The organism is Streptomyces sp. NPDC030021 (genome assembly GCF_055574035.1).
The window spans coordinates 244,236-269,418 of the sequence record NZ_JBVIAH010000003.1; the positions used below are offsets into that span (position 1 = coordinate 244,236).

The following is a 25,183-nucleotide window of genomic DNA, read 5'->3' on the forward strand; positions in this document are numbered from 1 at the left end:
CATGGCCACTCTACCGGCCGGGGAATCGGGCCATCAGTGGTCCGTCAGTGCTCGGGGTTCGAGGTGACCAGTTCGGTGAGAACGCCGTGGCAGTCCTTGGGGTGCAGGAAGGTGATGGAGGAGCCCATGGAGCCGGTGCGGGGCTCGTCGTAGAGGACGCGGACGCCCTTGCCGCGGATGGCCTCGGAGTCCCCCTGGACGTCCTCGGTGCCGAAGGCGATGTGGTGGACGCCCTCGCCGTTCTTGGCCAGCCATTTGCCGACGGCGGAGTCCTCGCGGGTGGGCTCCAGGAGCTGGAGGTACGAGGCGCCGCCGTCGGACGTCTCGTTGATCTTCAGCATGGCCTCTCGGACACCCTGCTCCTCGTTGACCTCGGAGTGGAACACCTCGAAGCCGTACGTGGCACGGTAGAACTCGACAGTCTTGTCCAGGTCGAAGCAGGCGATCCCGATGTGGTCGATTCTTGTCAGCATGGTGACAGTGCACCGCCGAAGGGGCCGTCACGCAACGTGCGCGCGATCACACCGGCAGCCCGGTGACCGCTGCGGTACCGCCCAGTACATTCACGTAAACCCTCGTTCACTCCTCATCCAAGGGGCTGTGCCTCATGTCCGGATCGAACAACACCACTTCTGTGATCGTCGCCGGGGCCCGCACGCCCATGGGGCGCCTGCTCGGCTCGCTGAAGTCCTTCTCGGGTGCCGACCTCGGCGGCTTCGCCATCAAGTCCGCGCTGGACCGGGCCGGGATCTCCGGCGACCAGGTGCAGTACGTGATCATGGGCCAGGTGCTGCAGGCCGGTGCGGGCCAGATCCCCGCCCGCCAGGCCGCGGTCAAGGCCGGCATCCCGATGAACGTGCCCGCGCTCACGATCAACAAGGTGTGCCTCTCGGGCCTGGACGCGATCGCGCTGGCCGACCAGCTGATCCGCGCCGGGGAGTTCGACATCGTGGTCGCGGGTGGCCAGGAGTCCATGACCAACGCCCCGCACCTGCTGTCCAAGTCGCGCGAGGGCTTCAAGTACGGCGCCGTCGAGATGCTGGACGCGATGGCCTACGACGGCCTCACCGACGCCTTCGAGAACATCGCGATGGGCGAGTCCACCGAGAAGCACAACACCCGCCTGGGCATCGAGCGCGCCCCGCAGGACGAGTTCGCCGCCTCCTCGCACCAGCGGGCCGCGGCCGCGCAGAAGAACGGCGTCTTCGAGGCCGAGATCGTGCCCGTGGAGATCCCGCAGCGCAAGGGCGACCCGGTGATCTTCTCGACCGACGAGGGCATCCGCCCCGAGACCACGGTGGAGTCCCTCGGCAAGCTGCGTCCGGCCTTCGCCAAGGACGGCACGATCACCGCCGGCACCTCCTCCCAGATCAGCGACGGCGCCGCCGCCGTGGTCGTGATGAGCAAGGCGAAGGCGGAGGAGCTCGGCCTGGAGTGGATCGCCGAGATCGGCGCCCACGGCAACGTGGCCGGTCCGGACAATTCCCTCCAGTCGCAGCCGTCGAACGCGATCCTGCACGCCCTGAAGAAGGAGGGCCTGCAGGTCTCCGACCTGGACCTCATCGAGATCAACGAGGCCTTCGCGGCGGTCGCCGTGCAGTCAATGAAGGACCTCGGCGTGACCCCGGAAAAGGTGAACGTCAACGGCGGCGCCATTGCCCTGGGGCACCCGATCGGCATGTCCGGAGCCCGCGTGGTGCTGCACCTCGCGCTGGAGCTGAAGCGCCGTGGCGGCGGCGTCGGCGCGGCCGCGCTGTGCGGCGGCGGCGGCCAGGGCGACGCGCTGATCGTCCGCGTCGCCAAGTAGGCGGCGCCAGGCCGCCGGGCCCCGACGCGGGGGCCGGCGGCCCCCCTTCCCCGGGCCCGGCGGCCCGCAGGCATCCCGTACGAGAACCGAGGAGCGCAGCACAGATGACGGCGGTGGACGTCCCCCAGCTGGTGGCCCAGGCCCGTGAGGGCCGGCCGAGAGCGGTGGCCCGGCTGATCTCGCTGGTCGAGGGGGCGTCCCCGCAGCTGCGCGAGGTGATGGCCGCGCTGGCCCCGCTGACGGGCGGGGCGTACGTGGTGGGGCTGACGGGATCGCCCGGCGTCGGCAAGTCGACCTCGACCTCGGCGCTCGTGTCCGCGTACCGCAAGGCCGGCAAGCGGGTCGGCGTCCTCGCCGTCGACCCGTCCTCGCCCTTCTCGGGCGGGGCTCTGCTCGGTGACCGGGTGCGGATGTCGGACCACGCCTCGGACCCGGGGGTCTACATCCGCTCCATGGCCACGCGCGGCCACTTGGGCGGGCTCGCCTGGGCCGCCCCGCAGGCGATCCGGGTGCTGGACGCGGCCGGCTGCGAGGTGATCCTGGTCGAGACGGTCGGGGTCGGGCAGTCGGAGGTGGAGATCGCCTCCCAGGCCGACACCTCGGTGGTGCTGCTGGCCCCCGGGATGGGGGACGGGATCCAGGCCGCCAAGGCGGGCATCCTGGAGATCGGCGACGTCTACGTGGTCAACAAGGCGGACCGGGACGGCGCGGACGCCACCGCCCGGGAGCTGAACCACATGCTGGGCCTGGGCGAGGCCCGGGGCCGGGACGACTGGCGGCCGCCGATCGTGAAGACGGTCGCGGCCCGCGGCCAGGGCATCGACGAGCTGGTCGAGGCGCTGGAGAAGCACCGGGCGTGGATGGACGAGCGCGGCGTGCTGGCGCAGCGCCGGGCGGCCCGGGCGGCCCGGGAGGTCGAGACGATCGCCGTGACGGCGCTGCGGGCGCGGATGGCGGACGTGCACGGCGACGCGCACCTCGACGCGCTGGCCGCCAGGGTGGCCGTGGGCGAGCTGGACCCGTACGCGGCGGCGGACGCGCTGCTGACGACGCTGACGGAGGCGTAGACCCGGGCCGGGCCCCGGCAGGGCGTGTGCGGCGCCGCTGCCCGGGCCCGGCCGGGTGCGTCAGGAGTTCTGGTCCGAGTCGGAGTCCGAGTCGGAGTCGGAGTCGGTCTGTGCGGTGACCTTGCCGGTCGTGGGGTCCACGGAGGCGTCCCACGTCTTGCCGTCGGAGCCCTTGACCTGGACGTGCCAGTACGGGGCCTGGCCGTTGTCGTCGTCGGTGTCCCATTCGACGGTCCACGCCGTGCCCGGGTGGGCGGCCACGGCGGCCTTGGCGGCCTGTGCCGCGGTGATCTTGGCCGCCAGCAGCTTCTTGTGCTCGCCCGGGTTCTCGTCGGTGTCCACGCTCTCCCGGGAGACCTTGCCCGTGGAGGCGTCGACCTCCAGCTCGGCGTGGCCCTTGCCGTCCTTGGTGATCACGTCCACGTGCCAGACGGTGCCGTCCCGGTCGAGGGACTCGACCACACCCGGGTAGTCCTTCAGAGCGGCCGCGAGGGCCTGCTCAGCCGTGACGTCGGCCCGGGCGGCGGCCACGGGGGCGGTTCCCGCCAGGTCGGCGGACACCGCGGAGGCGGTCGCCACGGGGCCTGCGACCAGCAGGGCCACGGACGCGGCGGCTGAGACGAACACGTTGCGCTTCATGGGCTGGACCTCCTCAGGCCGGCCCGACGGACACACGGCCGGCAGCGAGCGTTCCCAGCCATTGTCGGGCCGGTGGCCGTCCGGGGCGCGACGAGCCCGTAAGGCCCGCGCTGCCCGGACGGCCCCGGCCTCAGACCTTGCCGCGGTTGTCGCGCAGGTGCTCCGCGACCGGGGTCAGCGAGGCGCGCAGCGCCGCCAGGGCCTCCGGCGGCAGCAGGTCGATGAAGTGCTGGCGGACGGACGCCACGTGGTGCGGGGCGACGCGTCGCATGGTCTCCATGCCCTCGTCCGTGAGCACCGCGTACAGGCCGCGGCGGTCGGACTCGCAGTTCACCCGGCGGACCAGGCCGGCCGTCTCCATGCGGGTGATCTGGTGAGACAGCCGGCTCTTGGACTGCAGCGTGGCGGTCGCGAGATCGCTCATCCGCATCCGGTGGTCCTGCGACTCCGAGAGGTTCACGAGGATCTCGTAGTCGTTGTTGGTGAGTCCGAAGGGCTGGAGATCCTTTTCCAGCTGGTGCATCAGCAGCCTGCTGACGTCCAGGTGGGTGCGCCAGGCGCACTGCTCGGCGTCGGTCAGCCAGCGCGTGGCCGTCTCGGTCTCCATGGTCTCCATGAATGAACTCTACCTAAAAAGTTGAATTGCGTACGAAAAATCTCAGGTCAGGCTGATCACAGTCCGAGGCGGCGCTGGAGATCACCCAGCTGTCCCGGCATCCGCGGCACGCCCAGCTGCCCCATCGGACCCTGACCGGCCCCCGGGACGCCCTGCGCGTTGCCCGTGGCCGCCCCGGCGCCGACCGCGCCGATCGCCTGCTCCGCCATCAGCATCTCCGACGACTGGAGCAGCACCGTCCCCGCACCGACGAACTCGAACTGGTGCTCCTCGCCCGAGCTGCCGCCGATGCCGGTCAGCGAACGCAGTCCGCCCATCACGCCCGTCATGTAACCGTGGTCGTAGTGGTGGCACGGCGAGGGGCAGTCCGCCCAGCCCACCAGCGCCTGCGGGTCCACGCGCAGCGGCGGCTCCATGAACACCACCGGTCCGTTGGACGCCGCCACGAACTTCCCGGTTCCGATCAGCGTCAGGAAACCCGGGACGATCGACTGCTTCAGGGCGAGCGAGGGCTGGTACGCGAGCAGATTGCCGGACCGGATCGTCAGGTTGCCCTTGTCCAGGTCGTACGAGTTCACGTCGAAGGCCCGGTCGGCCAGCAGCATCTTGCCCGAGCCCTCGGCGACCACCCAGTCACTGGCGTGCAGCGGCGAGTGGAAGCTGCTGCGCAGCAGGCGGTCGAAGCGGCCGTTGCCGATCCCGTTGAACTCGATGTGCCCGTAGTACGAGATCATCTTGCCCTTCTGCAGGAACCACTGGCTCCCCTTGAGCTCCACGCAGAAGGTGTACGCGTTCACGTTGTCGTCGGAGGGCAGCGTGTACGGGTCGAAGACCGTCGGGCCGCCCGGTCCGCCGGTCACAGGGCCAAAGTTCACAGCTTCTCCTCGGAGGCCTGTACGTACACCGCGCCCTGGCCGGACAGCTCCAGCTGGAACGCCTCGCCCGAGCCGCGCCCCACCATGTCCCGCCAGCCGAGCGCGGTGGAGAGCTTGTTGCGCACGTCACCGTGGTGGGCGACGTACGCCTGCGGGTCCACGTGGACCGGGCGCTGCGGGGTGATCGGCAGCTCGATGACCCCGCCGTGGGCCATCACGGCGACGGAGCCGTGGCCCTTGAGGGTGGTGGTGAAGAGGCCCTGGCCGGTCACCTGACCGCGGACCATGCCCATGACCCCGCCCTGGGAGCCCATGAACATCGTGCCCTGCTGGAGGGTGCCGTCGAAGGCGAGCAGCCGGTCGGCCTCGACGTAGAGGGTCTCGCCGGTCAGGTTGATGACCTGGATGTGGTGGCCGCCGTGGCCGAACATCACGGTGCCGCTGCCCTCGACCGCCATCAGCGGGGTCTGCTCGTTCGCCACCCGGCGCCCGATCATGCCCATGACTCCGCCCTGACCGCCGGTCAGGCTCGGGGTGAAGGAGACCTCACCGCGGTACGCGAGCATGGCGCCGCGCTGGCTGTACATCTTCTGACCCGGGATCACCTGGGCCTCGACCATCTTCGAGTTGATCTCGCGGAACGGCATCAGATGTCGCCCCCGACGGTGTTGCGCTCGCTGGGCTGCACGTAGACCAGGCCCTCGCCCTCGAAGCGGATCTGGAACGCCTCGCCGGAGCCCTCGCCGATGAGTGTGCGGAAGTTCACACCGGACTGGAAGGACTGCTGGAGGTTGCCCGTGTGCGCGATGTACGCGCCGGGGTCGACGGACAGCGGGTACTGGGCGCTCACGCGCAGCACCACGGCCGGGCCGTCGGACATGATCGCGGCCTGGCCCGAGCCCTCGACGGTCGTGGTGAACAGGCCGTTGCCCGTCGTCGCGCCGCGCAGGCCGGTGAAGGTGGTGCCGGTGCGCAGACCGGCGTCGGTGCACAGCAGGTTGCTGGACTCGACGTAGAGCTTCTCACCGCGCAGGTTGACCAGGTTGATCTCGCTCGCGCGGTCGGCGAAGAAGCAGGTGCCGTGCCCCTGCACTTCCATCACTGTCATCTGTTCGCCGGTCAGCCGGCGGGTCACCATGCCGCGGAGGCCTTCGCCGCCGCCGGTCATCTTCTTGAAGGCCATCTGCCCGTCGTACGCGACCATGGAGCCGTTCTTCGCTTTCACGGCATCCCCGGTCAGGTCGACGGCCAGCACCTTGCTGCCTTGGAGTCGGAACTGAGCCACGGGGAGACGTTATCGGCAGCGGGCGACCCCGAACAGGGCCCCGTGGCTGATATATGCCACACCCGGGAGATATCGGTGCGACCGGGCGGGCGTCCCGGCCCGCCCGCGGAGGCCGCGGCGGGGGAGGGGCCGGGTCAAGATCCCGTAAAGCGGCTGAGACACTGGGAGGGACCCTGGCCTCCACCCCGAAGGTTCCACGTGGACATCAAGACCGCCTCCGCACTGCACCGACTGCGCCTCGTCTCCGTTCCGGAGGCGCTGTCGTTCCCGGCCCTGCTGATCTTCGGTTCGCTGCTGAGTCGGGTCTCGGACATCGACTACCTGCTGATGCCGCTGGGCTTTCTGCACGCGATCCTGTTCATGATCTACGGGGTGCTGCTGCTGGACGTCTGGTACAAGGCGAAGTGGCCTTTCAAGAAGGTCCTGTTCTTCTTCGTCCTCTCCGTGGTGCCCCTGGGCGGCCTCTACGGCGACAAGCTGCTCAAGCGGGAAGAGGCGGACAGTGTGATGGCGGCCCGCGTCGCGCGCGAGGCGGCCCAGGCATGATCGTCGCGTTCTCGGTGACCCCGCTGGGGGTCGGTGAAGAGGTCGGCGAGTACGTCGCCGACGCGGTCCGGGTGGTCCGCGAGTCCGGGCTGCCGAACCGCACCGATGCGATGTTCACGACCGTGGAAGGGGAGTGGGACCAGGTCATGGACGTCGTCCGGCGCGCGGTGGCGGCCGTCGAGGAGCGGGCGCCACGCGTCTCCTTCATCCTGAAGGCCGACATCCGCCCCGGGGTCCACGACGGGATCACCTCCAAGGTCGAGACGGTGGAGCGGCACCTGGCTTAAGGGGGTGGGCTGAGCCGCCCTCACCGGCCCCACTTCCACCGGTATTTCCGAAAGCGCCCCCGCCTGCAGGCCGCGGGCGCTTTCGCATGCCCCGGGCACCGGGCGGACATGGTGTTGAGCGATCGCTCAACTTTCCCTAAGGTGCCGGTTGAGCGATCGCTCAATTCGTGAAACGGGGGGTGGGGATGGGCCTGTACGTCGAGACCGGGATCCGGGTCGGCATGGACGAGCTCTGGGAGCGCAGTCAGGACCCGGCGCAGCACCAGCGGTGGGACCTGCGGTTCACCTCCATCGGCTACCTCCCGCGCGCCGAGGGCGAACCCCAGCGGTTCCGGTACGCGACCCGCGTGCTGCCGTTCCTCTGCGTCGACGGGACCGGGATCTCCGCCGGGGAACGCCACCGGGCCGACGGCACCCGGGTCTCCGCCCTGCGGTTCGCCTCGGAGCACCCGCTCTCCTTGCTCGCCGAGGGCAGCGGGTACTGGCGCTACGTCCCCGGCCCCGACGGGATCCGCTTCCTCACCGGCTACGACTACCGCCCGCGCTGGGGCCGCTTCGGCGCCCTCGCCGACCGGCTGGTGTTCCGCCCGCTCATGGGCTGGGCCACCGCCTGGTCCTTCGACCGGCTGCGGCTGTGGTGCGAACGCGGGACCGCCCCGGGCCTCGCCCTCGCCCGCGCGATCGGCGAGAGCGCCCTGCGCGTACTGCTCTCCGTGGCCGCCCTCGTGTACGTGCCGCTGCCGGCCGCCCTGTTCGTCCTGGCCGCCGCCCTGCTGCTGCCACCGCTGCCCGGAACCCCGGCCGCCCGCCGCTGCCTGCGTACCCCGCCCGGCCGCACCCCCGCCTCCGCGCCCCGCCTGCTCAGCACCCTGGAGCCGTCATGACCTCCATCTTCCGGGCCCACATGGGCGCCGGGTTCGACCGTCTGCACCCGCAGATCCAGCGCCGCTTCTCGGTGGGGCTCGCGAGCGGCGAGGGCTGCATCGGCCGCGGCACCATGGAGCGGATCTGGCACGGCCCCGGCTATGTGAAACCCTTCCTCCGGATCGGCGGCATGCGGAACATCCTGGTGCCGCGCGAGGGGCGCGACGTCCCCTTCGTCATCGAGAACCTCCCCTACCTCGACTCCTTCGGGCGCGAGACCGTCACCTTCGTACGGACCTTCCAGCTGCCCGGCGGAGCCCACCGCTTCGACGCCACGATGGTCCACAGCCCCGAGCGCGACTGCGTCCTCGACTACCTGGGCACCCACCAGCACCTCGCCAGCGACCTCCACATGAGCGCCGAGCCCGACGGCTCGCTGCTCATCCGCTCCGGTGAACACCGCTTCCGCGAGGGCCCCCTCGACGTCCGCGTCCCCGATCTGATCGGCGGCGACGCCGAGGTCCGCGAATCCTTCGACGAGACCACCGGCCGGTTCCGGATCCGGGTACGGGTGGTCAACCGCCGCTTCGGACCGCTCTTCGGCTACGAGGGCTCCTTCACCGCGCAGTACGTCGACGCCCGCGACCGGTGGGCGAGCGGGCTCTGCGGCGACCTGCGGCCGGTCCGCGAGGAGGTCCGGGCATGAGCGCCGCCACCAAGGAGAAGCTGCTCGAAGGGGCCCTGCGCACCCTGGCCGAGCAGGGCATCGCCAAGGCCTCCGCCCGCGCCGTCGCGGCCACCGCCGGGGTGGGCCAGGGCCTGATCTTCTACCACTTCGGCTCCGTGGACGAGCTGCTCGCCGCGGCCTGCCGGTACGGCGCCGAGCAGCGGGTGGCCCGCTACCGCGACCGGCTCGCCGCCCTGGGCAGCCTCGCCGAACTGCTGGAGTTCGCCCGCTCCATGCACGAGGAGGAGCGGGCCGCCGGGAACGTCGCCCTGCTCGGGCAGCTGCTGGCCGCCGGACAGACCTCGCCCGTCCTGGCCGCCGCCACCGCCGACGGGCTCGGGCTGTGGATCGACGAGCTGGAGAAGGCCCTCACCCGGCTGCTGGCGGCGACCCCGCTGGACGGGTACGCCGACCCGGCCGGGCTGGCCCGGGCCACGGCCGCCTCCTTCATCGGCATCGAGCTGTACGAAGGGGTCGACCCGCAGGGTGCCGGCAGCGCGCTCGCCGCGCTGGAACAGCTCGCCGGGCTGGCCACCGTGCTGGAAGGTCTCGGCTCCCTCAGCCAGCGCGTGGTGCGGCACGGCCTGCGGCGCGGCACCCGCTGACCTGGGCCGTCCCGGGCCGCGCCGCCCGCACCGGCCGCGCGCGTCACCCGTACGGCCCTGTGGCCCCGGACCTGAGGAAGGACCGCCCGGTCGGCCGATCCCCGTTCGACACGACCGACTTCGTCACCTTTCGTGTGTGTACAGGCCTCGGGATCGAGCACCGGGAGGGACCGTGGCGCCGGAAGGCTTCGACTACGAGACGCACAGCCGCCTCGCCGGTCCGTTCGCGCAGCCGGCCACCGGCCCCGACGGCGTCCACCGGGTGGAGTACCGCTCCCTGCTCTCGCGCGAGGAGGTCCGCACCCGAATACGGGCGATCGCCCTCATGACGCTCGCCCCGGTGGCCGCGGCCGGACTGCTGCTCTACCTGGTCTGGCCCACCCACTGGACCGTCCGGGAGGGTGCCGCCCGCTGGCTGATCGTCTGCGATGCCATGATGCTCTGCTCCATCGCGCTGATCATGCTGTTCATGCTGGTCAACGTGGTGTCGATCGCCCACGCCACGATGGTCGCCCGCGACCCCGTCCCCGTACCGGCCGAGCCCGGCACCCGCGTCGCGTTCCTGACGACCTACGTCCCCGGCAAGGAGCCCCTCGCCATGGTGCGGGCCACCCTCCAGGGAGCGCGCCGCGTCCGCCACGACGGGCCGCTGGACGTATGGCTGCTGGACGAGGGCGACGACCCCGAGGCCCGGGCCCTGTGCGCGAAGCTCGGGGTACGGCACTTCACCCGCAAGGGAGTGCCCGAGTGGAACACGGCGAAGGGCGCCCACCGGGCGAAGACCAAGCACGGCAACTACAACTCCTGGCTGGTGCGCCACGGCGACGACTACGAGTTCTTCGCCTCCGTCGACACCGACCACGTCCCGCTCGCGAACTACCTGGAGCGGATGCTCGGATTCTTCCGCGACCCCGACGTCGCCTTCGTCGTCGGCCCGCAGGTCTACGGCAACTACACCGAGGCCGTCACCAAGGCCGCCGAGTCCCAGCAGTACCTCTTCCACGCCCTGATCCAGCGCGCCGGCAACCGGTACGGCGCCCCCATGTTCGTCGGCACCAACAACACCGTACGGATCAGCGCCCTGCGGCAGATCGGCGGACTCTACGACTCCATCACCGAGGACATGGCCACCGGCTTCGAGCTCCACCGCCGCAGGAACCCGGCCACAGGACGGTTCTGGCGGTCCGTCTACACCCCCGACGTGCTGGCCGTCGGTGAGGGCCCCGCCTCCTGGACCGACCTCTTCACCCAGCAGCTGCGCTGGTCGCGGGGCACCTACGAGACCCTGTTCAAGCAGTACCGCAAGAGCCTCTTCACGATGCCCGCCGGGCGCCGGCTCAACTACACGCTCATGCTCGTCTACTACCCGATGACCGCCGTGAACTGGCTGCTCGGCGTCCTCAGCTGCGCCCTCTTCCTGTGGTTCGGCGCCTCCGGCACCCAGGTCTCCTCCAAGGTCTGGCTGATGCTCTACGCCGACGCGGCCGCCCTCCAAGTGGGCCTCTACCTGTGGAACCGCCGCCACAACGTCTCGCCCCACGAACCGGCCGGATCCGGCGGAGTGGCGGGCATGGCCCTGTCCGCGGTCTGCGCGCCCGTCTACCTCAGGTCACTCGGCTCGGCGGTGCTGCGCACCGAGGGCCGTTTCGTCGTCACCCCCAAGGGCGGTGACGCCAGCCCCGACCGGCTGATGACCTTCCGCACCCACCTCTTCTGGGCCGCAGTCCTGATCGTCTCGCTGCTGGCCTCCGTCCGCTTCGACCACACCCACGTCGCCATGCGCGTCTGGGCGGTGCTGGCACTGGCCATCGCGCTCGCCCCGGTCGGCGTGTGGTGCGTGACGCGTCGCCGGCCGGGATCCGGGGGCGGGGCGGACGGAGGCTCCGAGCCGGGCGAGGAGCCGGCGTACGTCCGGGCCACAGGAGGGGGGAGCTGAGCATGGACTACCAGCCGTCGAAGAAGTTCAAGAAGACCGCCCTGGGCGCCGCCGCCGTGCTGGTGCTGGTCGCGCTCAACGCGCCCGCCGCGATCTCCTTCGCCGAGGACAAGTACCACGCGTACAAGATCGGGCAGACCAGCTACCGGATCCAGTACGGGTCGTGGGGCCTCGTCGGGCTCCCCGAGGAGTACCGCATCAACGCCATGCACGCGGCCCTGCTGCACACGGGCAAGGTGCTGCTCATCGCCGGCAGCGGCAACAACCAGAAGAACTTCGACAAGGGCACCTTCGAGACCGTCCTGTGGGACCCGGAGGACGACAGCTTCAAGAAGATCCCGACACCGGAGGACTTCTTCTGCGCCGGGCACAGCCAGCTGCCCGACGGGCGGCTGCTGGTGGCGGGAGGCACCGCCCGCTACGAGGTCCTCCACGGGAAGGTCACCCGGGCCGGCGGCCGGATGCGGGTCAAGAACGAGAACCCCGACAAGGCCGTCAAGCTGCGCAAGGGCACCCGGTTCCGCTCTCCGTCCGGGGTGGAGTACGAGGCGAAGTTCGACGTGGTCGTGCCGAAGGCCAGGAAGAAGTTCGAGATCACCTACGGGCGCGGCGGGCAGGTCATGCCGTGGCGGACCACCGTGGTCGCCGCCGAGTCGCGGGTCTTCGTGGAGGCGGTGAAGCCCGGCGCCGAGGGGCTGACGACGGAAGCCGCGCAGTACGAGGTGATCGGGCTGACCGGCAAGGACGCCGACAACGTCTACGGGCTCGCGGAGCGGCTGAGCGCCGACAAACAGGACTTCCAGGGCATCAAGTCGGCGTACGAGTTCGACCCGGTGGCGGAGAAGTACCTGCGCGTCGACCCGATGAGCGACGCCCGCTGGTACCCGACGCTCGTGACCCTGCAGGACGGGCGGGTGCTCGCGGTCTCCGGGCTCAACGACGTGGGCGACGTGGTGCCCGGGGACAACGAGTACTACGACCCGCGGACGAAGAAGTGGTCGAAGGCCCCCTTCCACTACTTCCCGACCTATCCCGCGCTCTTCCTCGTGCAGGGCGGCAAACTCCTCTACACCGGCTCCAACGCGGGCTACGGCCCGAAGACCAAGGGGCGTGAGCCGGGTGTGTGGGACCTGGCGACCAACGAGTTCAAGAAGGTGGGCGGGCTCGCCGAGCCGGACCGGCTGGAGACCTCCTCCTCGCTCCTGCTGCCGCCCGCCCAGGACCAGCGGGTGATGGTCCTCGGCGGCGGCGGGGTCGGCGAGTCCAGGTTCTCGTCCAGCCGGACCGCGATCGTGGACCTGAAGGAGGAGAACCCGGTCTTCCGGTCCTCGGCGCGGCTGCCGCGCGCCACCCGCTACCTGAGCAGCGTGCTGCTGCCGGACGACTCGGTCTTCACCACGGGCGGCTCCGCCGACTACCGCGGCCGCAGCGCCAGCGACATCCACAAGGCGCAGTTCTACTACCCGCGCACCGACTCCTTCGCGGCCGCCGCCGATCCGGCCGTGGGCCGCAACTACCACTCCGAGGCGCTGCTGCTGCCCGACGGGCGGGTGGCGACCTTCGGCTCGGACCCGCTCTTCGCCGACAAGGACAACACCAGGCTCGGCAAGTTCGAGCACCGGCTGGAGGTGTACTCGCCCCCGTACCTCTACCGGGACCCGGCCCGGCGGCCCGTCCTGGGCGAAGGGCCCGAGGAGCCCGGCGCGGACGGGCGGGCCACCTTCGCGGCCGCGCACCCGGAGCGGATCGAGCGGGCCCGCCTGATGCGGCCGAGCGCGGTCACGCACACCACGGACGTGGAGCAGCGCTCGATCGAGCTCGGGCTGACCCGGACGGACGACTCGGTCACGGTCGAGGTGCCGCAGGACCCGACGCTGGTGCCGCCGGGCTGGTACATGCTGTTCGTGACCGACGCCGACGGGACGCCCTCGGTGGCGAAGTGGCTCCAGGTCAAGGCCCCGCGGCCGGCGGCGCCGTAGGGGTTCCCGGTTCCCGGTCATTCCCTGGCGCGGCGGGCCAGCCCCAGGGCGTAGTCCGGCCACCAGGTGCCGGCCGACGGGCCGCCGCGGCAGGTCCCGTCGGACTCGCCGGGCCGCTTGACCCAGAGGTACGCGTCGACGAGCGGGTCGCCCGTCCGGTCGGTCGGCGGTGCCCCGAGGGCGCGGCCCGGCGGATTGCACCAGGCCTGGGCGCGGTTGCCGGGCAGCGGTCCGTCGCCGTTGCGGCTGGTGTCGATGACGAAGTGCTTGCCGCTGGTGCCCTTGGAGATCCTGGCGCCGTAGGCCCGGGCGGCCGCGTCGGGCTGGAAGTTGGAGACGTTGAGGGCGAAGCCGTCGGCGCGGTCCAGGCCCGCCTTGAACAGGGGGTCGACCAGGTCCATCGGGTTGGGGATCCAGGCCGGGTTGCCGGCGTCCAGATAGACCTTGGTGTTGCGGTTCTTCTTCAGCCGGTCGACGGCCTCGGAGAGCAGCCGGTAGCGCTCGGCGTGGTGCTCGGGCCGGGTGCAGCCGTCGATGATGTGCGCGATGGCGTCCGGCTCCAGGACGACGACGGCCTTGGTGTCCTCGATGTTGTCGGCGAAGGCGCCGATCCAGCTGCGGTAGGCCCGGGCGTCCGGGGCGCCGCCGGCCGAGTGCTGGCCGCAGTCCCGGTAGGGGATGTTGTACGCGGCGAGCAGCAGGGTCCGCCCGGTGGCCCGGGCTCCCGCCCTGGCCCGGCGGATCTCCGGGCCGGGGTCGTCGCCCGGTCCCCACAGGGTGAGCGGGCGGTCCGCGATCCTGCGCAGCACCTGGGCGTCGCTGTTGCGGCCCGCCGCCTCCCAGGCGGCCACCTGCCGGGCGGCGTCGCTCTGCGGGTCCACCCAGAACGGGGACTCCTCGGCGGCGACGATGGGGGAGGGCGCCGCGGGGGTGGCGGCGGGGGTCCCCGGCTCGGGCGCGGGCTCGCCGCCGCAGGCGGGGGCCGCGGCGAGGAGCGCGAGGAGGCCGAGGACGGGGGCGGTGGTGCGAAAACGCGGCCTGCGAGCGGCGGGGGGCATCCGGCTTCCTCGGGACGAAGGGTCGGGCAGCGGAGCGAGATACCGGGATATGTTGACATGTCGGGCAGTTGGCATGGCTGTGCGACACCGGGCGGCGGGGCCGAGCGGGACAGGCCGAGCGGGCCGGGCTCAGCGGGCCGGGTTCAGGGGGCGGGGCTCAGGGGGCGGGGTCGCCCGTGGTGAGCGCGATCGCCAGCGGGGTGCGCTCGTAGCGGACCTGGTGTCCGTGGCGGGCGGACATGAGCAGCCCCGCCGCCTGCAGGACCCCCAGGTGGGCCGAGACCGTGGACGGGGCCAGACCGAGCCGGTGGGCCAGCGCCGTGGTGGAGGCCGGTTCCTCCAGCGCGCACAGCACCTCGGCCCGGGCCCGGCCCAGCAGCCGGGCCAGCGCGTCCGGGGTGTTCTCCTGGGCCGGGGTCCACAGGGCGCCGATACCGCGGGCCGGGTAGACGATGGTGGGCTGCCAGGGCGGGTCGAAGCCGCCCGCGATACCCGGCCAGATGAAGGCGCTCGGCATCAGGAGCAGCCCCTGGCCGCCCAGGACGCGCTCGTGGTGACTGGTGGGCCGCTCGATCGTCAGGGTGAGCGAGGCGGCGTCCCAGGCGAGGCTCGGATGCAGCCCGTCGAAGAGCGACTGGAGACCGCCGGCGGCGAGGCGGCGCGAGTGGAAGAGGATGTCCGCCTCCAGCAGGGCCCGCAGCCGTGGCCAGTGCGGCTCGATCAGCACGCTCCAGGCCCGCTCCAGCAGGTCGGCCAGATCGCGTACGGCCCGGGCCGGATCGGCCAGCAGGGCCCGGCCCAGGTCGCTGTCGAGGGCGCCGGGCGTACACGCCAGCGACTTGCGGATGTCCTCGCGCGCCGTGGCCGGATCCGCGCCGCGGATCAGCGCGATCTCCTCCTCGAAGGAGACCCCGGGTCCGCTCGGCGGTGGGCCGATGAAGTCCGCACTGTGCCCGCGGTGCGGCATCAGCAGCCACAGCGGCCGCAGGTCCAGCCCGTCGGCGGCGGCGCGGATCCGCCGCAGCCAGGGCAGATGGTAGCCCTGCCGGTCCGGGCGGTTCAGGGTGCGGACCGCCTCCTGCGTCTCCCACGCGGGCGACAGCGCGAACCGGCACCGCAGCAGGTCCTCGTGCCCGAAGTGGTGGTGCAACCCCATCCCGGCGCTCCCTCCCCTTCTCCGAGACTGCCGCCGACGTAAGGACTCTGCCTCAACATTCGGCCACAGCCGAATCTCTGGGGCGCCGGCCCCGGGCCCGGGACGCTGGGCCCATGCCAGCCGACACCCAGGCGCCCGGGCGGTCCGCACCGCCACCGGGCTACCGCTCCGTGTTCCGGGTCCGGGAGTTCCGGACCGTCTTCGCCGCCCACCTGCTGTCCGTGTTCGGCGTGGTCGTCGCCGAGATCTCGCTGTCCGTCCTCGTCTACCGCACCACCGGCTCGCCCCTGATGAGCGCGCTGACCTTCGCCCTCGGGTTCCTCCCGTACGTCCTCGGCGGCACTCTGCTCGCCGGGATCGCCGACCGCCACCCCGCCCGCCGGGTGCTCGTCGCGTGCGACCTCGTCTGCGCGCTCTGCGCGGCCGCCATGGTGGCCCCGGGCACGCCCGTCGCCGTGCTCCTCGTACTGCGCTGCGCGATGGCCTTCGTGGCGCCGCTGTTCCAGGGCACGCGCAACGCCTCCCTCTCCGACATCCTCGGCACCGGCGACGCCTTCGTCCTGGGCCGCTCGCTGCTGCGCATGGTGGCCCAGAGCGCCCAGCTCATCGGCTTCGGCCTCGGCGGGCTGCTGCTCACCGTGCTCGCGCCGCGCGCGGCCATCGCCCTCACCGCCGCCGGCTTCCTCGGCTCCGCGCTGCTGCTGCGGCTGGGCACGCGCAGCCGCCCCGCCCGCAGCAGCGCCCGTACCTCCCCGCTCGCCGGACTGCGCGCCGTCCTCGGCCGGCGCCGGCTGCGTGCGCTGATGCTGCTGTTCTGGCTGCCGCCCGTCTTCCTCGTCGTCCCCGAGGCGCTGCTCGCCCCGTACGCGGACGGCGTCGGCGTCGGCACCGCGGCGCTGGGCCTGATGATGTGCGCCATGCCCGTCGGCACCATCGCCGGGGAACTCTGGGCCGGTTCCGCCCTCACCGCCCGCACGCGCTCGCGGATCGTGGCGCCGCTCGCCGCCGCCGGGCTGCTGCCGCTCCTGCTCTTCGCGGTCCGGCCGGGCCTGCCCGTGGTCCTCGCCGCCCTGCTGCTCGCCGGGCTGGCCCACGCCTACACCCTCGGGCTGGACCAGTGGTACGTCGACGCCGTTCCCGACGAGCTGCGCGGCCGGGCGATGACGCTGCTCAGCACCGGCCTGATGACCCTCCAGGGGGTGGGCATGGCCCTGGCCGGCCTCGCCGCCGAATTCCGCCCGGTGCACGAGGTCGTCACCGGCGCCGGGGTCCTCGGTACGGGGGTCGTCCTGCTGCTCCTGGCCGAACTGCGGTCCGCCGCCCGGCAGGAGGAACGACTGAGGGATGAGACGGCCCTCGCGGCGAAGTGACCTCCCGGTAGGGTCGGACGCGTGCCCAAGCCGCTCAGCCTTCCCTTCGACCCCATCGCCCGCGCCGACGAGCTCTGGCAGCAGCGCTGGGGACCCGTGCCCTCGATGGCCGCGATCACCTCGATCATGCGCGCGCACCAGATCCTGCTCGGTGAGGTCGACGCGGTCGTCAAGCCGTACGGGCTGACGTTCGCCCGGTACGAGGCGCTGGTGCTGCTCACCTTCTCCAAGGCTGGCGAACTGCCGATGTCCAAGATCGGCGAGCGGCTGATGGTCCACCCGACGTCGGTGACCAACACCGTGGACCGGCTGGTGAAGTCCGGACTGGTCGCCAAGCGGCCCAACCCGAACGACGGCCGCGGCACCCTCGCCTCCATCACGGAGAAGGGGCGCGAGGTCGTCGAGGCCGCCACGAAGGACCTGATGGCCGTCGACTTCGGCCTCGGCGCGTACGACGCGGAGGAGTGCGGGGAGATCTTCGCGCTGCTGCGCCCGCTGCGGGTGGCCGCGGCGGACTTCGAGGAGTAGCCGGAGGCCGGGGGCGGGACCCATGGCCGGGGCCCGGGGCCGCGTCAAGATCGAGCAAAACGGACGGCTAGGCTCGTCGGCATGAAACGAAGCGTGCTGACCCGCTACCGCGCCATGGCCTACGTGACCGCGGTCATGCTCCTGATCCTCTGTGCCTGCATGGTGGCGAAGTACGGCTTCGACACCGGCGCCGACCTGACCTTCGTGGTCTCGCAGGCCCACGGTGTGCTCTTCATGATCTATCTGGTCTTCGCCTTCGACCTGAGCTCCAAGGCCAGGTGGCCCTTCGGCAAGATGCTCTGGGTCATGCTCAGCGGAACGATTCCGGTGGCCGCCTTCTTCGTCGAGCGCAAGGTCCGCGCCGAGGTCGAGCCGCTGGTCAGCGACTCGGTCGCGACCGCCGAGGCCTGATCGCCTCCGCGTACGAGGCGAGCGTCACCCACCCCCGGGGCGAGTCCCCGGGGGTTTGCCATCGACATTTACTAGGACGTCCTAGTAAATTCATGGGTATGGACGCTGACGCCATCGAGGAAGGCCGCCGTCGCTGGCAGGCCCGCTATGACAAGGCCCGCAAGCGCGAGGCAGACTTCACCACGCTCTCCGGCGACGAGGTCGAACCGGTCTACGGTCCCCGCCCCGGCGACGCGTACGAGGGCTTCGAGCGCATCGGGTGGCCGGGCGAGTACCCGTACACCCGCGGGCTCCACGCCACCGGATACCGCGGGCGGACCTGGACCATCCGGCAGTTCGCCGGGTTCGGGAACGCCGAGCAGACCAACGAGCGCTACAAGATGATCCTGGCCGCCGGCGGCGGCGGGCTCTCCGTCGCCTTCGACATGCCGACCCTCATGGGGCGCGACTCCGACGACCCCCGCTCCCTCGGAGAGGTGGGGCACTGCGGGGTCGCCATCGACTCCGCCGCCGACATGGAGGTCCTGTTCAAGGACATCCCGCTCGGTGACGTCACGACCTCGATGACGATCTCGGGTCCGGCCGTCCCCGCCTTCTGCATGTACCTGGTCGCCGCCGAGCGGCAGGGCGTGGACCCCGCCGTCCTCAACGGCACGCTCCAGACCGACATCTTCAAGGAGTACATCGCCCAGAAGGAGTGGCTCTTCGAACCCGAGCCGCACCTGCGCCTCATCGGCGACCTCATGGAGTACTGCACGAAGGGCATCCCGGCCTACAAGCCGCTGTCCGTCTCCGGCTACCACATCCGTGAGGCCGGGGCCACGGCCGCGCAGGAGCTCGCGTACACCCTCGCCGACGGCTTCGGCTACGTGGAGCTGGGCCTCTCGCGCGGCATGGACGTCGACGCGTTCGCGCCCGGCCTGTCCTTCTTCTTCGACGCGCACCTCGACTTCTTCGAGGAGATCGCCAAGTTCCGTGCCGCGCGCCGGATCTGGGCCCGCTGGATGAAGGAGGTCTACGGGGCGAAGAGCGAGAAGTCCATGTGGCTGCGCTTCCACACCCAGACCGCCGGTGTCTCCCTGACCGCGCAGCAGCCGTACAACAACGTCGTACGCACCGCCGTGGAGGCCCTCGCGGCCGTGCTCGGCGGCACCAACTCCCTGCACACCAACGCCCTCGACGAGACCCTCGCCCTGCCGAGCGAGCAGGCGGCCGAGATCGCCCTGCGCACGCAGCAGGTGCTGATGGAGGAGACCGGCGTCGCCAACGTGGCGGACCCGCTGGGCGGTTCCTGGTTCGTGGAGCAGCTCACCGACCGCATCGAGGCCGAGGCCGAGAAGATCTTCGAGCAGATCAAGGAGCGCGGCCTGCGCGCCCACCCCGACGGGCAGCACCCGATCGGGCCGATCACCTCGGGCATCCTGCGCGGCATCGAGGACGGCTGGTTCACCGGGGAAATCGCCGAGTCGGCCTTCCAGTACCAGCGGTCGCTGGAGAAGGGCGACAAGCGCGTCGTCGGCGTCAACGTGCACCACGGGTCGGTCACCGGGGACCTGGAGATCCTCCGGGTCAGCCACGAGGTCGAGACCGTCCAGGTGCGGGAGCTCGCGGCCCGCAAGGCCCGCCGCGACGACGCCAAGGTCGACGCGGCGCTGAAGGCGATGCTGGACGCCGCCCGGGACGGGTCGAACATGATCCCGGCCATGCTGGACGCGGTGCGTGCCGAGGCCACGATGGGCGAGATCTGCAACGTCCTGCGCGACGAGTGGGGCACGTACACGGAGCCGCCGGGCTTCTGACCCGCCGCCCGTAAAGGTGTGGAACGGCCGGTCATGGCGCCCTTACGGTGGCCCCATGACCGGCCTTCCCGTTTCCGTGCCCGGAGTCAGCGCCCGCGTGGTGATGCAGATCGGCTGCGGCCCGTACGCGTACATCGTCGTCGACTTCGAACCGCCCGGTGCCGACGGTGAGTCGGAGTTCCTGCACACCGCGCCGGAGGAGCGGCTGCCGCACGAGTTCCTGCCCGCGGTGTTCGAGGGGATCCGGGAGGGCCTGGGCGGGGTGGCTGCCCGGGTGCGCGTCACGGACGGCGGCTTCCACGAGGTCGACTCCAGGGACGACGGCTACCGGTTGGCCGGGTTGTACGCGGGCCGGGCCGCCCTCGCGGGCGCCGGTCTGGGGCCGCCGCCGGAGAACCAGGGGCGGCAGATCACGGTGAGTTGGCCCGGAAAGCCCCGCCCGACGCCGCAGGCGTAGCCGGGGCAGGTCAGGCCGCCGCCGGGCCCCGGAGACCGTGCATCAGGAGCGCCGTGAAGGTGGCCACCCAGAGTTCGTCCACCGGTTCGGAGCTCACCAGGGCGCGGTGCACCACCGTGCCCGCGATCACGTCGAAGATCAGGTCCGTGGTGCGGCCCGCGAGGGACTCGTCCTCCTCGTACGGGAGTTCGCCGCGCGCCTGGGCCCGTTCGCGACCCAGTACGACGAGACGTTTCTGCCGGTCCACGATCGCCGACCGGATCCGGTCACGCAGGGCCTCGTCCCGGGTGGACTCGGCGACGACCGCCATCAGGGCGGTACGGGCCTCCGGGCGACGCAGCAGCTCCGCGAACTGCAGCACCACGTTCTCGATGTCCGCTTCGAGGGAGCCCCGGTCCGGGAGTTCGAGCGCGTCGAAGAGCTCCGCGACCGCGTCGACGACCAGCTCGTTCTTACCCGCCCAGCGCCGGTAGAGGGTGGTCTTGGCGACCCCCGCGCGGGCGGACACGTCACCCATCGTGAGCTTCGACCAGCCCAGCTCGACGAGCGCGTCCCGGGTCGCGGCGAGGATCGCGGCGTCCGCGGCGGCACTGCGGGGACGACCGGTGCGGCCGGGGCTGGGGTTGCGCATGGCCGAGACCATACCCGCCGGTAGCCGAACCGGCCGCTGTGGTTCAGATCACGGGACCGGAAGGGGCGCGGCGGGCCGCCGGGGGAGTTACGCTACGGCTCGTAGCGTAAGAGCGACAACCACGCGAAGAGCTGCAGGCGCCAGGTGGGGACCCGGCGCCGTTCAACATCACGATCGCGACGGTACGGCGGCACGGCCAATTCACGCGATCTTTTTCGTCGGCGCGCGCACACGGGGGAGGATGTACGCATGCAGCCCAGAAACATGTCCATGAGCGGCGTCGTCGACCTCGCCGCGGTGAAGGCGGCCGGCGAGGCCAAGGCCAAGGCCGAGCAAGCCCGCGCCGAAGCGGCGAAGCGGTCCGGCGAGGCCGGCGGGGCGGGTCCGTCCGCCGGTGCCGTGCCGCCGTCCGCGCTCGTCATCGACGTAGACGAGGCCGGTTTCGAACGCGATGTGCTCCAGCTCTCCGCAGAGGTTCCGGTCGTCCTGGACTTCTGGGCCGAGTGGTGCCAGCCGTGCAAGCAGCTCAGCCCGCTGCTGGAGCGCCTGATCACCGAGGCCAACGGTCGCCTCGTGCTCGCGAAGATCGACGTCGACGCCAACCAGACGCTCATGCAGCAGTTCCAGATCCAGGGCATCCCGGCCGTCTTCGCCGTGGTCGCCGGTCAGGTGCTGCCGCTGTTCCAGGGCGTGGTCCCGGAGCAGCAGATCCGCGAGACCTTCGCCCAGCTCGTCCAGGTCGCCGAGGAACGCTTCGGGATCATCGGCATCGAGGTGGACCCGGACGCGGAGGGGGCCGCTCCGGCCGCCTCGGCCGAGGACGAGATCCCGGCCAGCCCGTACGACGCCCTGCTGGAGGCGGCCGTCGTCGCGCTCGACGCCGGTGACCTCGGCGGCGCGGTCCAGGCGTACAAGAACGTGCTCGCCGACGACCCGGGCAACACCGAGGCCAAGCTGGGGCTGGCCCAGGCCGAGCTCCTCGCCCGGGTCCAGCACATGAACCCGCAGGCGGTGCGGGCCGCTGCGGCCGAGAACCCGCGCGACCCGGCGGCGCAGATCGCCGCGGCCGACCTCGACCTGGTCGGCGGCCACGTGGAGGACGCCTTCGGGCGCCTGGTGGACACCGTCCGCGTCACGTTCGGTGAGGACCGGGACGCTGTGCGGCTGCGGCTGCTGGAGCTGTTCGAGGTCATCGGCGCGGACGACCCGCGGGTCTCCGCGGCGCGTACGGCGCTCGCGCGGGTGCTCTTCTAGGCAGCCTCCGGACCGGCTTCGCGGCCGCTCCGGGCCCGCCGCCACGCGCCGCCCGTACATCGCCGGGCCGCCGGCGATTTGTTGACACGTAGATAAACAGCGGCCGCGCTTTGCCAAAACTTGGCAATCGCGGCCGCTGTTACTCGCAGTAAATCGAACCCCGTGAACTGTCCGGTGTGTTCGTCATTCGTCCGTTCTGTCGTGGCCCTGGGTGACACCCTGTGTTGCTGCCCGACGGCGGCGGGTCGCACCTAGGTTATCTGGCCGTTACCCGCCAGTAACGAACCCCCTTGTGCCCCGGCCTGGAATGGACCACGATCGGCGACGCTCGGTCCTTCCCGCAGAGCCGCTCACTCGGAGCCGCGGTGAAGGGTCCCCACCGAGCCGGTCGGTGGCAGTGGCACCGGCCGTGGGACAGGGGGGTCTCTGCCACTCCGGCGGGGCCTGTCCTCCAGGTTGCGCGAACGCGTGGCCCAGTGGTTGTCGCTCGGGGGTGATCGCCGGTGTATCGGACGTGGCACAGCCGCGGCCGGGCCGCCTGCGCTCCTTCCCGAGGACGTAGCACTTCTCCCATCCCAGGACGGGCACGGCCCGGACCGGAGATGTACGTCCGAGAAGGAGGAACGAAATGAGTTCTCAGGTTCGTGGTGGGACCAGATGGAAGCGCTTCGCGCTCGTCATGGTGCCGAGCATCGCGGCCACGGCCGCGGTCGGTGTGGGTCTGGCGCAGGGTGCCCTCGCGGCGTCCTTCAGCGTCTCCGGCCAGGACTTCAAGGTCTCGGCCGACAAGCTCGACGGTGAAAACCTCATCCAGTACGGCGGTATCGCCAAGGGGCACGAGCTCGACCCCAACGGCAAGGCGCAGGCCCACCCGGTCACCATCTCCGGGTTCAGCAACGCCAAGATCACCAACATGTGCCAGTCCCTGGTCACCCCGACTCCGCTGGGGCCGATCACGCTCCAGCTGAGGACCGGTCACAAGGGCACCCCGGCCGTGGCGACCAACATCTACCTGGATGTGGCCGAGCTCGACACCGACGCCGAGTTCACCAACCTGGACATCGGTGTCGCGGTCGGTGACGAGAGCCACAAGACCAAGCCGCAGGCCGGCACGGTCGCCAGCCCGTACGCGTTCTCGCAGCGCGCCGACCGGGCCATCCTCACGGACGTGAAGCAGAAGGCGTGGGCGACCACGGCGGGCACCTTCAAGCTGCCCAACCTGAAGCTGCGCCTTCTCGGTGGCGACCAGCCCTGCTACCAGGACATCAAGGACTGATCAGTCCCCGTGTCTGACCGGACGGGCGGGTGGTGGCAGCCGTCGCCCCCGCCCGTCCGGGCTCCACAGAGTTCTCAAGTACCACCGTTTCCAGGGAGCTGTTGTCCATGAACCCCCAGGCCCCGGTTTACGTTCGCGCAGAAGACGACGCCTGGCCCACCGTGGTGTACTACCACTTCCATGCCTGGAGCGGCCGCCGTCCCTTCTGGGCCGGGTTGTTCACGCTCCTCGGTGGCTTCCCGATCGCATACTTCCCTTACGCGGACCTCCGGCTGGGCAACGTCAGTCTCGCCATGGCCACCACGGGCGGCGCGGGCGCACTGATCATCGGTGTACTGCTGATCACGCTCGGCCTGGCGCTCTGGTTCCAGGAGGCCATCCGCGTCTTTGCCGGCGTGGCCGCGATCCTGCTCGCCCTGGTCTCGATCCCGGTGTCCAACCTCGGCGGTTTCTTCGTCGGCTTCAGTCTCTCCATGGTCGGCGGCGCTCTCGCCCTGGCCTGGGCCCCGGGACAGCCGGTGGAGGAGGGGCGGCCTGTGTCCGACCAGCCGGCCACGGTCGGGCTGAGCAAGGCGGAGGCGACGGCGGACATGGGCGCCCCGGGCATTCCGGGTCCCCGTGGGACGGAAACGGCACACGCGAGCGAGACGACTGCCCACGCCGATGGCGGGAGGAACAGTGCGGGGTGACGAGACGCAGCGGGGCGTGGCCCCTGGCGCAGAGTCCCGTGTAGTGAAGGGGCCGCGCCACGCGGCGCCCAGGAAGTCGCTGCTGAACAAGATCCAGATACCCGTCGGCAAGACGATGGCGCTCGCGGCGATGCCGACGGCCGTGTTCGTCGGGATGGGCATGGCGCCGAAGCTTGCGGTGGCCGACGACAAGGAGATCCCCTTCGCGCCCGGGCCGTGTGTGACACGGTCCGACGAACCGGCGGAGACCGAGTCGAAGTCCCCGTCGCCCACGCCCTCGAAGACACCTTCGCCGAGTACGTCGCCCAGCGCGACGCCCTCCCCGTCGGCGTCTGCGTCGACGTCCGCGAAGGTGAAGCCCAGCACCTCCCCGTCGGCGGCCAAGCCCCCGGTGACGAACGAGGTGGCCCCGGCCGCCACGCCGTCCCCGGACAAGGACGCGGACAAGGCCAAGTCCACGAACCCGCTGGACCCGCTGGGTGTCGGCGACGCGCTCAAGAACCTCGTCGACGAGCTCGGCAGGCCCCTCAAGGACGCGACGGCGAAGGCCACCCCGACGCCCGTGCCCACCCCTTCCGGTACCGCCACGGCGGCCCCGACCCCGGCCCCGACCCCGGACCCGGCCGCGGACGCGATCCGCGAAGCGGCGAAGAAGGCCGGTGTCGACGTCAAGGAGCTGTCCGAGGAGGTCAAGAAGACCGAGAAGGACCCCAAGGACGAGACGGGCGAGGACAAGGCCAAGGACGAAGCCAAGGACGACAAGTCCAAGGCCGAGGACGAGGACGAGGACAAGGCCAAGGACGAGGAGACGAAGGACCCGGACGGGAAGCAGCCCTTCCCGTGCCCGACCTACGACGCCAAGGCACTGGCCGACGCCGAGCTGGAGCAGGGCGTCCCGCTCCTGCCGGACGAGCCCTGGTACCTCGACAGCTCCCTGCTGACCCTCTACGGCCTGGACTACCACGGCATCGTCGAGGTGAAGACGGCCGGCGGCAAGACCAAGAAGGTCCTGAAGTTCACCGCGGACTCGCTGGACATCAAGGACCTGTACCAGACGGTCGGCAAGTCGGGGAACGTCGCCCACCTGAAGTCGCGTCCGGGCTCCACGTCCAAGATCCGCGGCGGCACGGTGACGATGTACACCGAGAGCCTCAAGGGCAACCTGTTCGGTCTGATCCCGATCGAGTTCACCCCGAACAGCCCGCCGCCCCTGAACGTCCCGTTCGCGTTCTTCACGAACGTCAAGGTCGTCCAGGCGGGCCAGTTCGGCGGCACGCTCACCGTTCCGGGCCTGAAGAACTACATCGGCCCGCCGGAGTAG

Annotated in this window: 27 protein-coding genes; 18 read left to right on the plus strand and 9 right to left on the minus strand. The window is 71.2% G+C overall.

The genetic code is table 11. The features are described 5' to 3' along the window. Positions 1-44: 44 nt before the first annotated feature. Positions 45-473 carry a methylmalonyl-CoA epimerase gene (mce, locus tag ACZ4YL_RS07205; protein ID WP_468114399.1) on the minus strand — a complete coding sequence of 143 codons (429 nt, stop codon included), beginning with the start codon at positions 471-473 and terminating at the stop codon, positions 45-47. Positions 474-607: 134 nt separating this feature from the next. On the opposite strand from mce, the gene ACZ4YL_RS07210 reads away from it, so the two are divergent. Both ACZ4YL_RS07210 and meaB read left to right on the plus strand, forming a co-directional pair. Further along, positions 608-1,807 (plus strand): acetyl-CoA C-acetyltransferase, encoded by a 1,200-nt coding sequence (locus ACZ4YL_RS07210; RefSeq protein ID WP_301366425.1) that lies wholly within the window; start codon positions 608-610, stop codon positions 1,805-1,807. Between the two features lie 104 nt (positions 1,808-1,911). Then, positions 1,912-2,874, plus strand: a complete 963-nt coding sequence (gene meaB, locus ACZ4YL_RS07215) for a methylmalonyl Co-A mutase-associated GTPase MeaB (RefSeq protein WP_189743065.1) — start codon at positions 1,912-1,914, stop codon at positions 2,872-2,874. Between the two features lie 60 nt (positions 2,875-2,934). On the opposite strand, the gene ACZ4YL_RS07220 is transcribed toward meaB, so the two are convergent. The 5 genes from ACZ4YL_RS07220 to ACZ4YL_RS07240 all read right to left on the minus strand — a co-directional run bounded on the left by ACZ4YL_RS07220 (position 2,935) and on the right by ACZ4YL_RS07240 (position 6,289). After that, on the minus strand, positions 2,935-3,513 hold the full coding sequence (locus ACZ4YL_RS07220; protein ID WP_468114401.1) for a PepSY domain-containing protein: 579 nt from the start codon (positions 3,511-3,513) through the stop codon (positions 2,935-2,937). Positions 3,514-3,643: 130 nt separating this feature from the next. Continuing rightward, complete coding sequence (locus tag ACZ4YL_RS07225; protein ID WP_468114830.1) at positions 3,644-4,120, minus strand: MarR family winged helix-turn-helix transcriptional regulator; 477 nt, start codon at positions 4,118-4,120, stop codon at positions 3,644-3,646. A gap of 65 nt (positions 4,121-4,185) precedes the next feature. Beyond that, positions 4,186-4,989 (minus strand): AIM24 family protein, encoded by an 804-nt coding sequence (locus ACZ4YL_RS07230; protein WP_301374477.1) that lies wholly within the window; start codon positions 4,987-4,989, stop codon positions 4,186-4,188. A gap of 11 nt (positions 4,990-5,000) precedes the next feature. Then, the gene (locus ACZ4YL_RS07235) at positions 5,001-5,651 is read right to left on the minus strand and encodes an AIM24 family protein (RefSeq protein WP_301366422.1); all 651 of its coding nucleotides are present in this window, start codon (positions 5,649-5,651) and stop codon (positions 5,001-5,003) included. Next, the gene (locus ACZ4YL_RS07240) at positions 5,651-6,289 is read right to left on the minus strand and encodes an AIM24 family protein (protein ID WP_030009698.1); all 639 of its coding nucleotides are present in this window, start codon (positions 6,287-6,289) and stop codon (positions 5,651-5,653) included. The genes ACZ4YL_RS07235 and ACZ4YL_RS07240 overlap by 1 nt, the downstream gene beginning before the upstream one ends. 198 nt (positions 6,290-6,487) lie before the next feature. Between ACZ4YL_RS07240 and ACZ4YL_RS07245 the strand changes: the two genes are divergently transcribed. From ACZ4YL_RS07245 to glxA, 7 genes are all read left to right on the plus strand, one after another. Continuing rightward, entirely contained in the window at positions 6,488-6,835 is a 348-nt protein-coding gene (locus ACZ4YL_RS07245) for a DUF3817 domain-containing protein (RefSeq protein WP_266379808.1), read from the plus strand. Next, positions 6,832-7,122, plus strand: a complete 291-nt coding sequence (locus ACZ4YL_RS07250) for an MTH1187 family thiamine-binding protein (RefSeq protein ID WP_351151211.1) — start codon at positions 6,832-6,834, stop codon at positions 7,120-7,122. Before ACZ4YL_RS07245 ends, ACZ4YL_RS07250 begins: the two co-directional genes overlap by 4 nt. A gap of 185 nt (positions 7,123-7,307) precedes the next feature. Next, positions 7,308-8,006: a hypothetical protein gene (locus ACZ4YL_RS07255; RefSeq protein ID WP_468114404.1), complete on the plus strand. Its 699-nt coding sequence runs from the start codon at positions 7,308-7,310 to the stop codon at positions 8,004-8,006. Continuing rightward, positions 8,003-8,692 carry a DUF4166 domain-containing protein gene (locus ACZ4YL_RS07260; RefSeq protein ID WP_468114406.1) on the plus strand — a complete coding sequence of 230 codons (690 nt, stop codon included), beginning with the start codon at positions 8,003-8,005 and terminating at the stop codon, positions 8,690-8,692. Before ACZ4YL_RS07255 ends, ACZ4YL_RS07260 begins: the two co-directional genes overlap by 4 nt. Further along, a complete protein-coding gene (locus ACZ4YL_RS07265; protein WP_468114408.1) occupies positions 8,689-9,318 on the plus strand; it encodes a TetR/AcrR family transcriptional regulator in 630 nt (209 codons plus the stop codon). Before ACZ4YL_RS07260 ends, ACZ4YL_RS07265 begins: the two co-directional genes overlap by 4 nt. Positions 9,319-9,490: 172 nt before the next feature. Next, positions 9,491-11,254, plus strand: a complete 1,764-nt coding sequence (locus ACZ4YL_RS07270; protein ID WP_468114410.1) for a glycosyltransferase family 2 protein — start codon at positions 9,491-9,493, stop codon at positions 11,252-11,254. A gap of 2 nt (positions 11,255-11,256) precedes the next feature. Then, positions 11,257-13,233: a radical copper oxidase GlxA gene (gene glxA, locus ACZ4YL_RS07275; protein WP_468114412.1), complete on the plus strand. Its 1,977-nt coding sequence runs from the start codon at positions 11,257-11,259 to the stop codon at positions 13,231-13,233. 17 nt (positions 13,234-13,250) lie between these two features. Here glxA and ACZ4YL_RS07280 read toward each other — a convergent pair whose 3' ends face one another. Both ACZ4YL_RS07280 and ACZ4YL_RS07285 read right to left on the minus strand, forming a co-directional pair. After that, positions 13,251-14,291 (minus strand): glycoside hydrolase family 6 protein, encoded by a 1,041-nt coding sequence (locus ACZ4YL_RS07280; protein WP_468114414.1) that lies wholly within the window; start codon positions 14,289-14,291, stop codon positions 13,251-13,253. A 157-nt stretch (positions 14,292-14,448) separates the two neighbouring features. Further along, positions 14,449-15,447 (minus strand): ArsR/SmtB family transcription factor, encoded by a 999-nt coding sequence (locus ACZ4YL_RS07285; RefSeq protein ID WP_468114416.1) that lies wholly within the window; start codon positions 15,445-15,447, stop codon positions 14,449-14,451. A gap of 113 nt (positions 15,448-15,560) precedes the next feature. On the opposite strand from ACZ4YL_RS07285, the gene ACZ4YL_RS07290 reads away from it, so the two are divergent. The 5 genes from ACZ4YL_RS07290 to ACZ4YL_RS07310 all read left to right on the plus strand — a co-directional run bounded on the left by ACZ4YL_RS07290 (position 15,561) and on the right by ACZ4YL_RS07310 (position 20,012). Further along, complete coding sequence (locus ACZ4YL_RS07290; protein ID WP_468114417.1) at positions 15,561-16,817, plus strand: MFS transporter; 1,257 nt, start codon at positions 15,561-15,563, stop codon at positions 16,815-16,817. A gap of 21 nt (positions 16,818-16,838) precedes the next feature. Next, positions 16,839-17,345 (plus strand): MarR family winged helix-turn-helix transcriptional regulator, encoded by a 507-nt coding sequence (locus tag ACZ4YL_RS07295; protein WP_301366411.1) that lies wholly within the window; start codon positions 16,839-16,841, stop codon positions 17,343-17,345. A gap of 81 nt (positions 17,346-17,426) precedes the next feature. After that, a complete protein-coding gene (locus ACZ4YL_RS07300; protein WP_301366410.1) occupies positions 17,427-17,756 on the plus strand; it encodes a DUF3817 domain-containing protein in 330 nt (109 codons plus the stop codon). Positions 17,757-17,854: 98 nt separating this feature from the next. After that, positions 17,855-19,555 carry an acyl-CoA mutase large subunit family protein gene (locus tag ACZ4YL_RS07305; protein WP_030011144.1) on the plus strand — a complete coding sequence of 567 codons (1,701 nt, stop codon included), beginning with the start codon at positions 17,855-17,857 and terminating at the stop codon, positions 19,553-19,555. 55 nt (positions 19,556-19,610) lie between these two features. Further along, on the plus strand, positions 19,611-20,012 hold the full coding sequence (locus tag ACZ4YL_RS07310) for a hypothetical protein (protein ID WP_468114420.1): 402 nt from the start codon (positions 19,611-19,613) through the stop codon (positions 20,010-20,012). Positions 20,013-20,022: 10 nt separating this feature from the next. Here ACZ4YL_RS07310 and ACZ4YL_RS07315 read toward each other — a convergent pair whose 3' ends face one another. Then, a complete protein-coding gene (locus ACZ4YL_RS07315) occupies positions 20,023-20,643 on the minus strand; it encodes a TetR/AcrR family transcriptional regulator (RefSeq protein WP_030014167.1) in 621 nt (206 codons plus the stop codon). Positions 20,644-20,892: 249 nt separating this feature from the next. Here ACZ4YL_RS07315 and ACZ4YL_RS07320 point away from each other — a divergent pair, with 249 nt between their 5' ends. The 4 genes from ACZ4YL_RS07320 to ACZ4YL_RS07335 all read left to right on the plus strand — a co-directional run bounded on the left by ACZ4YL_RS07320 (position 20,893) and on the right by ACZ4YL_RS07335 (position 25,183). Further along, positions 20,893-21,897 (plus strand): tetratricopeptide repeat protein, encoded by a 1,005-nt coding sequence (locus ACZ4YL_RS07320; RefSeq protein ID WP_468114422.1) that lies wholly within the window; start codon positions 20,893-20,895, stop codon positions 21,895-21,897. 628 nt (positions 21,898-22,525) lie between these two features. Continuing rightward, positions 22,526-23,173: a DUF6230 family protein gene (locus ACZ4YL_RS07325; RefSeq protein WP_468114424.1), complete on the plus strand. Its 648-nt coding sequence runs from the start codon at positions 22,526-22,528 to the stop codon at positions 23,171-23,173. 107 nt (positions 23,174-23,280) lie between these two features. Then, positions 23,281-23,862, plus strand: coding sequence for a DUF6114 domain-containing protein (locus ACZ4YL_RS07330; RefSeq protein ID WP_468114426.1), 582 nt, complete (start codon positions 23,281-23,283; stop codon positions 23,860-23,862). Next, positions 23,852-25,183, plus strand: coding sequence for an RNA polymerase sigma factor (locus ACZ4YL_RS07335; protein WP_468114428.1), 1,332 nt, complete (start codon positions 23,852-23,854; stop codon positions 25,181-25,183). Before ACZ4YL_RS07330 ends, ACZ4YL_RS07335 begins: the two co-directional genes overlap by 11 nt.